The organism is Azoarcus sp. TTM-91 (assembly GCF_012911025.1).
GTDB lineage: Bacteria > Pseudomonadota > Gammaproteobacteria > Burkholderiales > Rhodocyclaceae > Azoarcus.
In genome coordinates, this window is sequence record NZ_WUEI01000046.1 from 21,627 (window position 1) to 35,038 (window position 13,412).

A 13,412-nucleotide genomic window follows, 5' to 3' on the forward strand; every position below is an offset into this window, starting at 1 on the left:
TTCCCGCCCGTGAGCATGCTGCCCCTGGTTTCCCACTCCCATCCGGACGCCGTCGTTGCCTGGCGCAACGGCCGCCCGGTGAGCGTGCGCCGCTTCGTCGCCGACGTGCGCCACGTGGCCGCCCGGCTCCCCGCCGGCGGCCACATCCTCAACGCCTGCACCGACCGCTACCGCTTCGCCGTCGGCTTCGCCGCCGGCATGGTGGCCGGGCGCATCAGCCTGCTGCCTTCCACCTACACGCCGGAAACCCTGCGCCACCTCGCCGCCTTCGCGCCGGACACCACCGTGCTCACCGATGGCGAGCACACCGAGCTGCCGCTGCCGGCCATGCCCTTCCCGGCCTTGCTGGAAGACGACGCTCCCGACCCCCAGGCAGGCGACGACTGCGAGATTCCGCTGATCGCAGCCGAGCAACTGGTCGCCTGGGTATTCACCTCCGGCTCCACTGGCGCGCCGGTGCCCCACCGCAAGACCTGGGGGCTGCTGGTGACCAATGTGCGGGCCGAGGGCGAGGCGCTGGGCTTCGATCCGGCGCAGCCGCCCACGCTGATCGGCACCGTGCCGCCGCAGCATATGTACGGCTTCGAATCCACCGTGCTGGTGGCGCTGCAGAACGGCGCCGCCTTCGACGCCGGCCGCCCCTTCTACCCGGCCGACATCGTCGCCGCGCTGGAACGCGCGCCGGCGCCGGCCATGCTCATCACCACGCCCTTCCACCTGCGCACCCTGCTGGACGAAGGCATCGGCCTGCCGCCGGCCGCCCTGCTGGTGTCCGCCACCGCGCCGCTGCCGGTGGAACTTGCCCGCCGCGCCGAAGCCGCCTTCGACGCACCGCTGCTGGAAATCTACGGCAGCACCGAAACAGGCCAGATCGCCACCCGCCGCAGCGCCAGCCAGGACGCATGGACGCTGTTCCCCGGCATCCGCCTGGACAACCGCGACGACGCCACCTGGGCCAGCGAAGGCCACATCGAGGTGGCGGTGCCGCTGTCCGACGTCATCGAGCTGTGCGAAGACGGCCGCTTCCTGCTCAAGGGCCGCAACGCCGACCTGGTGAATATCGCCGGCAAGCGCACTTCGCTCGGCTGGCTCAACCAGCAGCTGCTCGCCCTGCCCGGCGTGCGCGACGGCGCCTTCCACCTGCCGGACGCCCAGGCCGAGCAGGACGCCCAGGCCCGGGTGCTGCGGCTGGCCGCTTTCGTCGTCGCCCCCGGCCTGGACGCTGCGACGGTGCTGGCCGAATTGCGCCGGCGCGTCGATCCGGTGTTCCTGCCGCGGCCGCTGCTCTTCCTCGACAGCCTGCCGCGCAACGCCACCGGCAAGCTGCCGCGCGCCACCGCCGAGGCGCTGCTCGCCCGGCACCGCGCCCAACACCAGGCCGCGCGCCGGCAGGACCGCCCATGAGCGAACAAGTCGCGCTGCACATCGCCGCAGACCATCCCGCCTTCGCCGGCCATTTCCCGGGCCGCCCCATCGTGCCCGGCGTGGTGCTGCTGGACGAAGCCGCCCGCACGCTGGAAGCCGCCCTGGGCCTCGGCGGCAGCTGCTGGACGCTGGGCAGCGCCAAGTTCCTCGCCCCGGTGCATCCCGGCACGCCGCTGAGCCTGCGCTGGCAGCCGCCCTCGGCCAGCGGCGCCATCGCCTTCACCGTGGAGCATGCCGGCACCGCGGTCGCCAGCGGCACCCTCACCCCGCGGCCGGCGCCGCAGCCGCGATGAAGGCCAGTCCCAGCCCGGCGGCGGCCGACTGGGCGCAGCGCCCGGAGCGCAGCAACATGGCCATGCTGCGGCTGATGAGCTGGATATCGCTCAAGCTCGGCCGCCCCGCCGGCCGGCTGGTGCTGCACCTCATCACCGGCTACTTCCTGCTGTTCGCGCCCAAGGCCCGCGCCGCCTCGCGGCTCTACCTCGGCCGCGCGCTGGGCCGGCCGGCGCGGCTGGGCGACATCTACCGCCATATCTTCAGCTTCGCCGCCACCATCCACGACCGCGTCTATCTGCTCACCGAGCGTTTCGGCGAGCTCGACATCCACGTCGAAGGCGAAGCGCTGATCACCGACATCCGCCACCACGGCGGCGGCGCGCTGCTGTTCGGCGCCCACTTCGGCAGCTTCGAAGCCATACGCGCGCTGGGCCGGGACCAGCCCGGGCTGCAGATCGCCCTCGCCATGTACGAGAACAACGCGCGCAAGATCAACACCATGCTGGCCGCCCTCAACCCGACCGCTCAGCCGGAAGTGATCCCGCTCGGCACCTTGGACGCGATGCTCAGGATCAAGGACCGCCTGGCCGACGGCGCCCTGGTCGGCGTGCTCGCCGACCGCAGCCTGGACGACGGCCCGCGCCGCCCGGTGCCCTTGCTCGGCACGCCGGCGGCGCTGCCGGTGGGCCCCTTCCGCATGGCGGCCATGCTGGGCGCGCGCGTCGTCTTCATGGCCGGCATCTACCACGGCGGCAAGCGCTACACCGTGCGCTTCCTGCCGGTAGCCGACTTCTCCACGGTGGAGCGCCCGGCGCGCGAAGCCGCCATCGACGAGGCCATGCTGCGCTACGCCCAGGCGCTGGAAAGCTGCTGCCGCGAAGCCCCCGCCAACTGGTTCAACTTCTTCGATTTCTGGGGCGACGCCGCCCCGCCCGCGCCATGATCCGACGCCTGCTCGCCACCCTCGCCCTGCTCCTCGCCGCCTCCCCCGCGCCCGCCGCCGGCTGGGGGCTGGAACAGCTGATGGCCACGCTGGCGGACAACCGCGGCGGCCGCGTCAGCTTCGTCGAGACCCGCTACATGGCGCTGCTGGACGCGCCCATCGAGTCCAGCGGCGAGCTGGTCTACGTCGCGCCCGCCCGGCTCGAGCGCCACACGGTGAAGCCCCGGCCGGAAACCATGGTGCTGGACGGCGACACCCTGAAACTCAGCCGCGAGGGCCAGGCCCACACGGTGCGCCTGCGCGACTACCCGGAAGCGGCGGCGCTGATCGACAGTATCCGCGCCACCCTGGCCGGCGACCGCGCCGCGCTGGAAAAGACCTACGCACTCAAGCTCTCCGGCAACGCCGAGCGCTGGGCGCTGGACCTGCTGCCCGCCGATCCGGCGGTGGCCAGGCTGGTGAGCCGCATCCGCCTCGCCGGCAACGGTGGCGAAGTGCGCGAAGTGGAGATCTTCCAGGCCGACGGCGACCGCTCGGTGATGCGCATCGGCAAGCCGCAGCGATGAGCTGGCTGCGCCGTCCGCGGGCGCGGCTCGCCCTTGCCGTCTGGATCGCTCTGGTGGCGGTGCTCGCCGCCATCGTCGCCCGCAGCCACTTCACCGCCGACATGTCGGTGTTCCTGCCGCGCGAGCCCACCCCCGAGCAGCGCCTGCTGGTGGAGCAGCTGCGCGAGGGCATGGTCTCCCGCCTCATCCTCGTCGGCGTGGAAGGCGGCGACGCGCAAGCACGTGCCGAAACCTCCCGCCGCCTCGCCGCCAGCCTGCGCGCCGACACCCGCTTCGCCTCGGTGAACAACGGCGAGACCACCCACCTGCAAGCCGACCAGCGCTGGCTGTTCGACAACCGCTATGCCCTCAGCCCACGGATGACGCCGGCGCATTTCAGCGAAGCCGGCCTGCGCACCGCACTGCAGGACACCCTGGATTTCCTCGCCTCCCCCGCCGGCCTGCTGGCCAAGCCGCTGGTCACCCGCGACCCCACCGGCGAGATGATGGGTCTGCTGCAAGGCCTGGCCAGCGGCGGCCAGCCGCAGCGCGACGAGCACGGCGTGTGGACCTCGCGCGACGGCGACACCGCGCTGCTGGTGCTGCTCACCCGCGCCTCCGGCGCCGACATCGACGCCCAGGAAGCCGCCATGGCCGCGGTACGCGCCGCCTTCGACGCCGCGCGGGCGCCGCAGTCCCCCATCGCGGGTGGCGCGCTCAAGCTGGAAATGACCGGCCCCGGTGTGTTCTCGGTGGAGTCCCGCGACACCATCAAATCCGAAGTCAGCCGCATCGCCACCCTGGGCACGGTGCTGGTCGTCACCCTGCTGCTGCTGGTCTATCGCTCGCCGACGGTGCTCCTGCTCAGCCTGCTGCCGATGATCACCGGCGCGCTGGCGGGCATCGCCGCCGTCGGCCTCGGCTTCGGCACAGTGCATGGCCTCACCCTGGGCTTCGGCACCACCCTGATCGGCGAGGCGGTGGACTACGCCATCTACCTCTTCGTGCAAGGCGGCAGCGGCCGCGAGATCCGCCAGTTCTGGCCCACCATACGGCTGGGGCTGCTCACCTCCATCGCCGGCTTCGTCGCCCTGTTCCTCTCCGGCTTCCCCGGCCTGGCCCAGCTCGGCGTGTACTCGGTGGCCGGCATCACCGTCGCCGCCCTCACCACCCGCTACCTGCTGCCGGCGCTGCTGCCGGAGAGCTTCCGCCTGCGCGACGTCACCCCGCTGGGCCGTCGCCTGGCCGCGCTGGCCGCCGCCTCCACCCGGCTGCGCTGGCTGGTGCCGGTGCTAACGATCGCCGCGTTAGCGGTGCTGGTGGTGAAGCGCGACAACCTGTGGAACAGCGAGCTGCTCGCCCTCAGCCCGGTACCCGCCGCCGCGCTGGAACTGGACCTGCGCCTGCGCGCCGAGATGGGCGCGCCGGACAGCCGCTACCTCGTCGTGGTGAACGGCGCCGACGCCGACGCCGCCCTGCGCGCCGCCGAACGGCTCGCCCCCACGCTGGACGCCCTGCGCGAGCAAGGCGTGCTGGACGGCTGGGACAGCCCGGCGCGCTACCTGCCCAGCCTCGCCACCCAGCAGGCACGGCTGGCTGCCATACCAGACCGCACCGAACTGGAACGCCGCCTGAACGTTGCAGCCACCGGCCTGCCACTGTCCGCCAGCCGTCTCACCCCCTTCCTCGACGAAGCCGAAGCCGCCCGCAACCGTCCGCCGCTGACTCGCGCCGGCATGGAGGGCACCTCCCTGTCCATGGCGGTGGATGCCATGCTCCTCAGCACCGGGCACGGCGCCCGCGCCCTGCTGCCGCTGCGCGCGCCGGCCGCCAACGGCCATGTGGTAGATGCCGCCAAGGTGCGCACCGCGCTGGCCCAGGCCGGGATGGCCCAGGCCGAACTGGCCCAGGCCGGCGAGCCGCTGTTCCTCGACCTCAAGCACGAATCCGACGCGCTATACGCCGGCTACCTGGACGAAGCGATCAAGCTCTCGCTCGGCGGCGCCGCCGCGGTCGTGCTCATCCTGCTGCTGTTCCAGCGCAGCCCGCGGCAGGTGTGGCGTGCCTGCGCACCGCTGGTGGCGGCGGTGCTGGTGGTGTGCGCCGGGCTGGCGCTGGCCGGCGAGCAGCTCATCCTGCTGCATCTGGTGGGCATGCTGCTGATCGTCGCCGTCGGCTCCAACTACACCCTGTTCTTCGCCGCCGAAGACGGCCTGCCCGACCCCCGCACCCTGGCCTCGCTGTTGTTCGCCACCCTGACCACCGTCAGCGGCTTCGGCCTGCTCGCCATTTCCCAGGTGCCGGTGCTCCACGCCATCGGCATCACCGTCGGCCCCGGCGCGCTGCTGTCACTTGCTTTCTGCGCTATGTTGTCGCCGGCGCGGCGCGTGGGCGAGCAGCCGGCTTGAGGCCCGGCAGATTCCGGCTCCCCGGTCTCCATTTCGTCTTTTTCCGCTGCTGCACTCCTACGCCTACAACCAGTCAGGAAAACCTGACAAGCCGCCTGGCATGGTCTAAACAGATAGGACACATATTCCAGGCGGTTTGACCTGTCATGCCGAAGGCGTTTCCGGCAGGCATCGCCCGGAACCATTCCCAGCGAGCGCACAGAGAGTTCGAGCGGGCGGCCAGGCCAGCCGGCGTCAGCCCGCCGACTCCCCCATCAGAGGAGACATCGCGGCATGGGCAATACCGTCCCTACCCTCATCGCAGACGACCACGAACTCGTTCTTGAAGGCATACGCCACATCCTTGCACCGGCGCCGGACTTCGAACTGGTGGGCGAAGCCCGCGACGGCTGGGAGACACTGGAACGGCTGCGCAGCACCCGCCCGCGCCTGCTGCTGATGGACCTCAGCCTGCCCGGCCCCCACGGCGTGGATCTGCTCAAGCGCATCCGCGCGGAGTTTCCGCCGGTGCGCATCCTCGCCTTCAGCCTCAACAACGAGAGCCAGACCGCCGCCCGTGCGCTGCGGGCCGGCGCCGCCGGCTACCTGAGCAAGGACTGCAAGCCGGCCGAACTGCTGCTGGCCGCGCGCAAAGTGGCCGCAGGCGAGCACTACCTGGACCCGGAACTGGCCGGCCGGCTGGTGTTCGAGGCGCTGCTGTCCGAAGAGCGCCAGCCGCACGAGCTGTTGTCGGACAAGGAGTACGAGATCTTCCTGCGCGTCGCCGGCGGGGCCGCGCTCAACGACATCGCCGGCGAGCTCAAGGTCTCCTCCAAGACCGTGAGCACCCATAAGGCGCGGGTGATGCAGAAGCTGGGCCTCAGCAGCAATGCCGACCTGGTGCGCTACGCCCTCAAGCGCGGCCTGGTGAACTAAGCCTGCGGATAAAAGGGGGGTCAGGTTTCCTTACCTGCTCCTTTCCGCCGCCTCCGGCACCAGCGGGAACTGCGCCGACGTCAAATTCAGCCACCCGCCACTGCCCGGAGCCGGTAGTCCCAACTAGCATCAGGCCAATCGATAGCACCTTTGTGTCGAGCCGGATGTCATGAGCACCCCATGCCCTGATTCTTACGCCGGACCCCGGAAGGTTTCGTCATGCTGAACCCGGCATCCCCACCCTCGCAGGCCGGGCCCGGCGCCTTGCACCTGGCGCTGTGCCGATTCGCGCCACCGCTGCTCGCGCTGCTGTTCGCTGGCGTTCACCTGTACGGCGATGGCTCGCTGGCGCTGGCGGGCGGCGCCGTGGCGCTGGGCGTCCTCATCGCCATCGCATTGGACCGGACTGCGGCCCCGCAGGCCGCCACACTCCAGCCGTACGCGCCCCCTGAACCGGCAGCCAGCCTCCCGGGCTCACAGCCCGCCGAGGCCGCGACCGTCGGCCTCGACGAGTTGTGCAAGAAGGTGCTGCCGCTGTGGTCCCGCCACCTGGAGATGGTGCGCGCGCAGACCGAGGACGCGGTCACCGACCTCGCCGGCCGCTTCCAGGGCCTGACCCAGCGCGTCGGCAAGGCAATGGAAGCCTCCAGCCAGGCTGCCGGCGAAGCCAGCGGCGGGGAGGGCCTGATGGCCACCCTGGAGCGCAGCCGCGACCGGCTCAACGGCGTGCTCAGCGCCCTGCGCAGCTCGGTGGAAAGCCGCCACAAGGTGCTGGAGGACATGGGGCGGCTGTCCGAACTCACCGATGCGCTCCAGACCATGGCGGCCGAAGTCGGCGAGATCGCTGCCCGCACCAATCTGCTGGCGCTCAATGCCTCCATCGAAGCCGCCCGCGCCGGTGAAGCCGGGCGTGGCTTCGCGGTGGTGGCGGACGAGGTGCGCAAGCTCTCCACCCAGTCGGGCCAGACCGGCCAACGCATCCGCGAGACGGTGGACGGCGTCAGCCAGACCATCTCACAGACACTGTCGCAAGCCCACACTTACGCCGAGGCCGACCAGGCCGGCGTGGCGGCGGCGGAGACCGGCGTCGGCGAAGTGCTGTCCGAGTTCCACGGCGCCGGCGACGCCCTCGCCCGCTCGGCCACCATCCTGCGCGAGGAAAACAGCGGCATTGGCGATGAACTGGCCGGCGTCATCGTCCAGCTCCAGTTCCAGGACCGCGTCGGCCAGATCCTCACCCATGTGCTGCAGGACATCGCCAAGCTGGAAGACATGCTGAGCCGCCACGCCAGCGACGGCAGCTCGCCGGCCTTCGACCTGCGGGCGTGGATGGACGCCCTCGCCAGCACCTACTCCACCGCCGAACAGCATGCCGCCCACCGCGGCGGCCAGGGCCCAGCCGCCAAGTCGGCACCCACGGACATCACCTTCTTCTGACCGAACCTGACGGACGCTCCCCATGGCCAAGACCATCCTCATCGTCGACGACTCCGCCTCCATCCGGCAGGTCGTCAAGATCGCCCTCACCGGCGCCGGCTACGAAGTCGTCGAAGCGGTAGACGGCATGGACGCGCTTAAGAAACTGGACGGCCGCAAGATCAACCTCGTGATCAGCGACGTGAACATGCCCAATCTCGACGGCATCGGCTTCGTCAAGCAGCTCAAGCAGAAGAGCGGCTACCAGTTCACCCCGGTGATCATGCTCACCACCGAGTCCGAGGCGGACAAGATGCGCCAGGGCAAGGAAGCCGGCGCCAAAGCCTGGGTGGTGAAGCCCTTCCAGCCCGCGCAGATGCTGGCGGCGGTTTCCAAGCTGATCCAGCCCTGAAGCGCGCAGCACCTTGCCACCCGCTGAGACAGACAGGAAGCCGCCGCAATGAACCGCCCCACCGATGCCGATCGACCCGACGCCGAAGGCCCGCTGCGTGTCGCCCTTACCGGCGATGTGGACATCTATGCCGCCGAAACCCTCAAGGCGGAGCTGCTCCGGCAGTTGCAGCGCGCGCAGGTGCTGGAGCTGGACCTCGCCGAAGTCAGCCTGATAGACACCGCCGGCATGCAGATCCTGGTGCTGCTCAAGCGCACCGCCGAGCGCGAGGGCCGCGAGCTGAGGCTCAGCCAGCACAGCGCCACCGCCGCCGAGGCCATCCAGTTCCTCGGCCTCGGGCCCTTCTTCGGCGACCCGCTGCCCATCCAGCCCCAGTGGACCTGATCCCCCGCCCGCCAACCGAACGGATGCCGCGCCATGCCCCATAACAGTCCTGAACTGGCCGCCGCACTGCGTACCTTCGCTGAGGAGAGCGGCGAATTGCTGGAGGCCATGGCCAGCCATCTGCGTGCCCTGCTCGAGGGAGACGAGGACATGGAGCGCCTCCATGCCCTGTTCCGCGCCGCCCACACCATCAAGGGTGCCGGCGGCATGTTCGGACTGGAGGCGGTGGTGGGCTTCACCCACCTGGTGGAAAACCTGCTCTCCCGGCTGCGCGACGGCCACCAGCCGCTCACCCCGGCGCTGCTCGAACTGCTGATGGATTGCCGCGACCAGATGGAAGACCTGCTGAAGGAGGCTCTGGACGACGGCGGGGCCGCGGCCGACCCCGCCCTGGCCGCCCGCAGCGACAGCCTGGGCGCCCGCCTGCAGGCCGCGCTGGGCAGCGACGGCGGCACCGTTGCCAACGCGGAGGCCACCACCCCGGCCCAGCCGCCGACCGTCGTCCTCGCCCCGGTGGCGGACGAGGACGTGGAACTGGAGCGGGTGGAAGCCGACACCTGGCACCTGTCGCTGCGCTTCTCGCCCGGCGTGTTGCGCGAGGGCATGGACCCGATCAGTTTCCTGCGCTACCTGGAGAGCGTGGGCCGCATCGTGCACATCACCACCCTGGTGGACAACCTGCCGGAAGCGGAGGTGATGGATCCGCTTAACTGCTACTTCGGCTTCGAGATCGAGCTGGAGTCCGAGCGCGACAAGGACGCCATCGAAGCGGTGTTCGACTTCGTCCGCGACGACTGCCAACTGCGGCTGCTGCCGCCCCACAGCCGCATCGCCGACTACATCGCGCTGATCCAGGACCTGCCCGAAGGCCAGGACCGGCTGGGCGAGATGCTGGTCGCCGCCAACGCCCTCACCCGGCAGGAGCTGGAACTGGGCCTCACCCACCAGCGCCAGCTCGCCGGCCAGGCCCAAGTGCCGCTGGGCGAAATCCTCATCGCCGAAGGCATGACTCATCCGCCGGTGGTCGAGGCGGCACTGGACCGCCAGGCCCAGGCCAAGGGCCGCCCGGGCAAGGACAAGGGCAACGAATCCCAGTTCGTGCGGGTGCATGCGGAAAAGCTGGACGAACTCATCAACCTGGTGGGCGAGCTGGTGATCGCTGGCGCCGCCTCCCATCTCCTCGCCCGCGGCCGGCGCGACCGCCGCGCCCAGGAGGCGGCCCTCACCGTTAACCGGCTGGTGGAGCAGGTGCGCGACGTGACGCTGAAGCTGCGCATGGTGGAGATAGGCGAAACCTTCAACCGCTTCCACCGCGTGGTACGCGAACTCGGGCGCGACCTGGGCAAGGACATCGCGCTGGACATCACCGGCGCCGAGACCGAGCTGGACAAGAGCATGGTGGAGAAGCTGGGCGATCCGCTCATGCACCTGGTGCGCAATGCCATAGACCACGGCCTGGAGCCGCCGGAGCAGCGCCTCGCGGCGGGCAAGCCGGAGCGCGGGCGGGTACGGCTGAACGCCTATCACGACTCCGGCGGCATCGTCATCGAGATCGGCGACGACGGCCGCGGCCTGGACCGCGAGCGCATCCTCGCCCGCGCCCGCGAGCGCGGCCTCATCGCCGAGGACGAGACCCCCGCCGACCCCGAGCTGTACGCCCTCATCTTCGAGCCCGGCTTCTCCACCGCCCAGACCGTCACCAGCGTCTCCGGCCGCGGCGTCGGCATGGACGTGGTGAAGAAAACCATCGCCGCGTTGCGCGGCACGGTGGAAATAGACACCGTGCTCGGCGCCGGCACCACCATACGGCTGCGGCTGCCGCTGACGCTGGCCATCATCGAGGGCTTCCTGGTGCGAGTGGAGAACGTGCCCTTCGTGCTGCCGCTGGAGTCCGTGCGCGAATGCATCGCCCTCTCCGCCACCTCCGCCACCGACCGCCGCCAGTATGTGAACCTGCGCGGCGAGGTGCTGCCCTACCTGCGCCTGCGCGATCTCTTCGCCCTCGGCGGCACTCCGCCGCGGCGGGAGAACATCGTCGTCGTCCGCCACCAGGGCAATCGCGTCGGCGTGGTGGTGGACCAACTGCAGGGCGAACTGCAGACCGTCATCAAACCGCTGGGCCGGCTATTCCGCGGCATGCGCGGCCTGTCCGGCTCCAGCATCCTCGGCTCGGGCGAGGTCGCCCTCATCCTCGACGTCGCCACCCTGGCCGAGATCGCCACCTCCCGCGACCACAACCGCGGCGGTACCGCCGCCCAACTCCAGCAAGGGGCCCAGGCATGCTCAACTCAATGAAAATCAGCGTCAGGCTCATCCTCGGCTTCCTGCTCGTGGCGGCGCTGAGCGCGGTAGTCGGCTTCATCGGCCTGAACAACGCCAGCAAGCTCAGCGACCTGACCACCGCGCTGTACGAGCGCGAGCTGCTCGGCCTCTCCCACATCAAGGAGGCCAATGTAAACCTGATCTCCATCGGCCGCGCCCGCCAGGGCTATCTGCTGGCAGGCAGCCAGGCGGAACGCGAACGGGTGGCAGAAGACGTCCGCCGCTACAGCAAGTCTTTCGAGGAAGAAGTGGCCAAGGCGCGCACCCGCTTCGTGTCGCAGGAGAGCCAGGAGCGCTTCGCCAGCCTCACCCGTACCTGGGACACCTACCAGGCCGACCTGCGGCGGCTGATGGAGCTGGCCGCCGCCACCGAAATGCGCCAGCTCAGCCCCGAAGTGCGCCAGGCCGCCGAGCAGGTCCGCACCCAGGCCAACGGCATCGACGACCTGATGACGGAGCTCAGTCGCGCCAAGGAGGCCAATGCCAAGGCCGCCAGCGACGCCAGCGACGTGGTGTACGCCGAGAGCAGGCAGTGGATGCTGCTGACCATCGCCGGCGCGCTGCTGATCGGCATCCTGCTCGGTTTCCTCATCAGCCGTAGCGTCACCACGCCGCTGGCGCGGGCGGTGGAGGCCTCCAACCGGCTCGCCGAAGGCGACCTCACGGTGCGCCTGCAGGGCACCGGCAAGGACGAGGTAAGCGTGTTGATGAACTCCATGTCGGTGATGATCCAGAAGCTGGGGCAGATCATCGGCGAAGTGCGCGGCGCGGCGGACAACCTCTCCAGCGCCTCGGAGGAAGTTTCCGCCACTGCCCAGAACCTGTCCCAGTCCTCCTCCGAGCAAGCCGCCAGCATCGAGGAGATGACCGCCTCCGTCACCCAGAATACCGAGAACGCCAAGATGACCAATGGCATGGCCTCGCAGGCCGCCGGCCAGGCCAACGAGGGCGGCCAGGCGGTGGCGGAGACGGTGGGGGCGATGAAGCGCATCGCCGAAAAGATCGGCATCATCGACGACATCGCCTACCAGACCAATCTGCTGGCGTTGAATGCCGCCATCGAAGCCGCCCGCGCCGGCGAACACGGCAAGGGCTTCGCGGTGGTCGCCGCCGAGGTGCGCAAGCTGGCGGAGCGCAGCCAGGAAGCGGCGCAGGAAATCAGCGAAGTCGCCAGCGGCAGCGTGCAGCTGGCGGAGAAGGCCGGCCGGCTGCTGGGCGACATCGTGCCCGCCATCAGCCGCACCGCCGATCTGGTGGCCGAGATCACCGCCGGTTCGCAGGAGCAGGCTTCCGGCATCAACCAGCTCAACCAGACCACCCAGCAGAACGCCTCCGCCTCGGAGGAACTGGCGGCCACCGCCGAGGAAATGAGCGGCCAGGCCACCCAGTTGCAGAGCCTGATGGGCTTCTTCCGGGTAACCGACAGCCCTGCCTTCCGGAGCGCTCGCGCTCCCGCCGGCCGTAGCGCGCCATCGCCCGTCCGCAGCGACGCCGGGCCCGGCGAGGAAGACTTCGTCCAGTTCGAAAACCGCAACGCCTGGGGGCGGTCGTGAGCAAGCTGCCGGCCAAGGCCGCCACCGCCAGCACAGCTGCCGTCGCCGCCGCCGATCGCCGTCAGTTCCTCACCTTCCAGGTGGACGGCGAACTGTTCGGCGTCAGCATCCTCGGCGTGAAGGAGATCATCGAGTTCGGCAACCTCACCCCGGTGCCGATGACGCCGCCCTATGTGCGCGGCGTCATCAATCTGCGCGGCGCAGTGGTGCCGGTGCTGGATCTGGCGGTGCGCTTCGGCCGCCCCCCGCTCGACGTCGGCCGCCGCACCTGCATCATCATCCTGGAGGTGCCCAGCGACGAAGGCGAGCTGGTGCTGGGCACGGTGGTGGATGCGGTCAACGAGGTGCTGGAGATCCCCTCCAACCTGATCGAGCCCGCCCCCAACTTCGGCGCCCGCATCCGGCCGGACTTCATCGCCGGCATGGGCAAGACGGACAAGGGCTTCGTCGTGCTGCTGGAAATCGGCCGGGTGCTGTCCATCGACGAGTTGGCGCTGGTCGGCTCCCTCGCCAGCGAAGAGGACTCGGGCGTCGCCTGAGCGCTCCCGATGCAAGCCGGCAAGGGAGAAAAGCGGATGCCGCCGGCACGGCGGACGGGAGAGACCGCCGGCAGCGCCCCGCCCGCCTGCACGCTTCCATCGCTGCCGGCGGCTCGAACCGGTCGGCCAGTGGGCCAGCGCTGAGGCAGATGCATCCCTTTTGCGGTGGATCAGCCGCAGGCGGCGGCGCCGATTTACAATCGCGCACACATGATTTCCGCCGCCCCCTCCCCCCGACGCTGGCGCCCCGGCCCGCTCCTGCACGCCACCTGTG

Annotated in this window: 12 protein-coding genes; all 12 read left to right on the forward strand. The window is 70.3% G+C overall.

The features are described from left to right. Nucleotides 1-15: 15 nt before the first annotated feature. The 12 genes from GRF61_RS13700 (at nucleotide 16) to GRF61_RS13750 (ending at nucleotide 13,138) form a co-directional block, all read left to right on the forward strand. Nucleotides 16-1,404 carry an AMP-binding protein gene (locus GRF61_RS13700; RefSeq protein ID WP_211165957.1) on the forward strand — a complete coding sequence of 463 codons (1,389 nt, stop codon included), beginning with the start codon at nucleotides 16-18 and terminating at the stop codon, nucleotides 1,402-1,404. Continuing rightward, nucleotides 1,401-1,718 (forward strand): hypothetical protein, encoded by a 318-nt coding sequence (locus GRF61_RS24590; protein ID WP_211165953.1) that lies wholly within the window; start codon nucleotides 1,401-1,403, stop codon nucleotides 1,716-1,718. The genes GRF61_RS13700 and GRF61_RS24590 overlap by 4 nt, the downstream gene beginning before the upstream one ends. Continuing rightward, nucleotides 1,715-2,644, forward strand: a complete 930-nt coding sequence (locus GRF61_RS13705; RefSeq protein WP_169151204.1) for an acyl-CoA synthetase — start codon at nucleotides 1,715-1,717, stop codon at nucleotides 2,642-2,644. The genes GRF61_RS24590 and GRF61_RS13705 overlap by 4 nt, the downstream gene beginning before the upstream one ends. Further along, nucleotides 2,641-3,210, forward strand: a complete 570-nt coding sequence (locus GRF61_RS13710; RefSeq protein WP_169151205.1) for a LolA-related protein — start codon at nucleotides 2,641-2,643, stop codon at nucleotides 3,208-3,210. Before GRF61_RS13705 ends, GRF61_RS13710 begins: the two co-directional genes overlap by 4 nt. Beyond that, a complete protein-coding gene (locus GRF61_RS13715; protein ID WP_169151206.1) occupies nucleotides 3,207-5,597 on the forward strand; it encodes an MMPL family transporter in 2,391 nt (796 codons plus the stop codon). Before GRF61_RS13710 ends, GRF61_RS13715 begins: the two co-directional genes overlap by 4 nt. A 273-nt stretch (nucleotides 5,598-5,870) precedes the next feature. Continuing rightward, nucleotides 5,871-6,512: a response regulator transcription factor gene (locus tag GRF61_RS13720; RefSeq protein WP_169151207.1), complete on the forward strand. Its 642-nt coding sequence runs from the start codon at nucleotides 5,871-5,873 to the stop codon at nucleotides 6,510-6,512. A gap of 219 nt (nucleotides 6,513-6,731) precedes the next feature. Next, nucleotides 6,732-7,949, forward strand: coding sequence for a methyl-accepting chemotaxis protein (locus GRF61_RS25060; protein WP_211165954.1), 1,218 nt, complete (start codon nucleotides 6,732-6,734; stop codon nucleotides 7,947-7,949). Nucleotides 7,950-7,971: 22 nt separating this feature from the next. Continuing rightward, on the forward strand, nucleotides 7,972-8,340 hold the full coding sequence (locus GRF61_RS13730) for a response regulator (protein WP_169151208.1): 369 nt from the start codon (nucleotides 7,972-7,974) through the stop codon (nucleotides 8,338-8,340). Nucleotides 8,341-8,388: 48 nt separating this feature from the next. After that, nucleotides 8,389-8,724, forward strand: coding sequence for an STAS domain-containing protein (locus GRF61_RS13735; RefSeq protein WP_169151209.1), 336 nt, complete (start codon nucleotides 8,389-8,391; stop codon nucleotides 8,722-8,724). Nucleotides 8,725-8,757: 33 nt separating this feature from the next. Beyond that, a complete protein-coding gene (locus GRF61_RS13740; RefSeq protein ID WP_169151210.1) occupies nucleotides 8,758-11,019 on the forward strand; it encodes a chemotaxis protein CheA in 2,262 nt (753 codons plus the stop codon). Continuing rightward, nucleotides 11,016-12,599 carry a methyl-accepting chemotaxis protein gene (locus GRF61_RS13745; RefSeq protein WP_211165955.1) on the forward strand — a complete coding sequence of 528 codons (1,584 nt, stop codon included), beginning with the start codon at nucleotides 11,016-11,018 and terminating at the stop codon, nucleotides 12,597-12,599. Before GRF61_RS13740 ends, GRF61_RS13745 begins: the two co-directional genes overlap by 4 nt. Before the next feature lie 5 nt (nucleotides 12,600-12,604). Continuing rightward, on the forward strand, nucleotides 12,605-13,138 hold the full coding sequence (locus GRF61_RS13750; protein ID WP_169151213.1) for a chemotaxis protein CheW: 534 nt from the start codon (nucleotides 12,605-12,607) through the stop codon (nucleotides 13,136-13,138). Nucleotides 13,139-13,412: the final 274 nt, after the last annotated feature.

Bases quoted from the DNA above. Each gene is read 5' to 3' on its own strand.
- GRF61_RS13700 (WP_211165957.1), top strand. From the start codon at position 16: ATGCTGCCCCTGGTTTCCCACTCCCATCCGGACGCCGTCGTTGCCTGG.
- GRF61_RS24590 (WP_211165953.1), top strand. From the start codon at position 1,401: ATGAGCGAACAAGTCGCGCTGCACATCGCCGCAGACCATCCCGCCTTC.
- GRF61_RS13705 (WP_169151204.1), top strand. From the start codon at position 1,715: ATGAAGGCCAGTCCCAGCCCGGCGGCGGCCGACTGGGCGCAGCGCCCG.
- GRF61_RS13710 (WP_169151205.1), top strand. From the start codon at position 2,641: ATGATCCGACGCCTGCTCGCCACCCTCGCCCTGCTCCTCGCCGCCTCC.
- GRF61_RS13715 (WP_169151206.1), top strand. From the start codon at position 3,207: ATGAGCTGGCTGCGCCGTCCGCGGGCGCGGCTCGCCCTTGCCGTCTGG.
- GRF61_RS13720 (WP_169151207.1), top strand. From the start codon at position 5,871: ATGGGCAATACCGTCCCTACCCTCATCGCAGACGACCACGAACTCGTT.
- GRF61_RS25060 (WP_211165954.1), top strand. From the start codon at position 6,732: ATGCTGAACCCGGCATCCCCACCCTCGCAGGCCGGGCCCGGCGCCTTG.
- GRF61_RS13730 (WP_169151208.1), top strand. From the start codon at position 7,972: ATGGCCAAGACCATCCTCATCGTCGACGACTCCGCCTCCATCCGGCAG.
- GRF61_RS13735 (WP_169151209.1), top strand. From the start codon at position 8,389: ATGAACCGCCCCACCGATGCCGATCGACCCGACGCCGAAGGCCCGCTG.
- GRF61_RS13740 (WP_169151210.1), top strand. From the start codon at position 8,758: ATGCCCCATAACAGTCCTGAACTGGCCGCCGCACTGCGTACCTTCGCT.
- GRF61_RS13745 (WP_211165955.1), top strand. From the start codon at position 11,016: ATGAAAATCAGCGTCAGGCTCATCCTCGGCTTCCTGCTCGTGGCGGCG.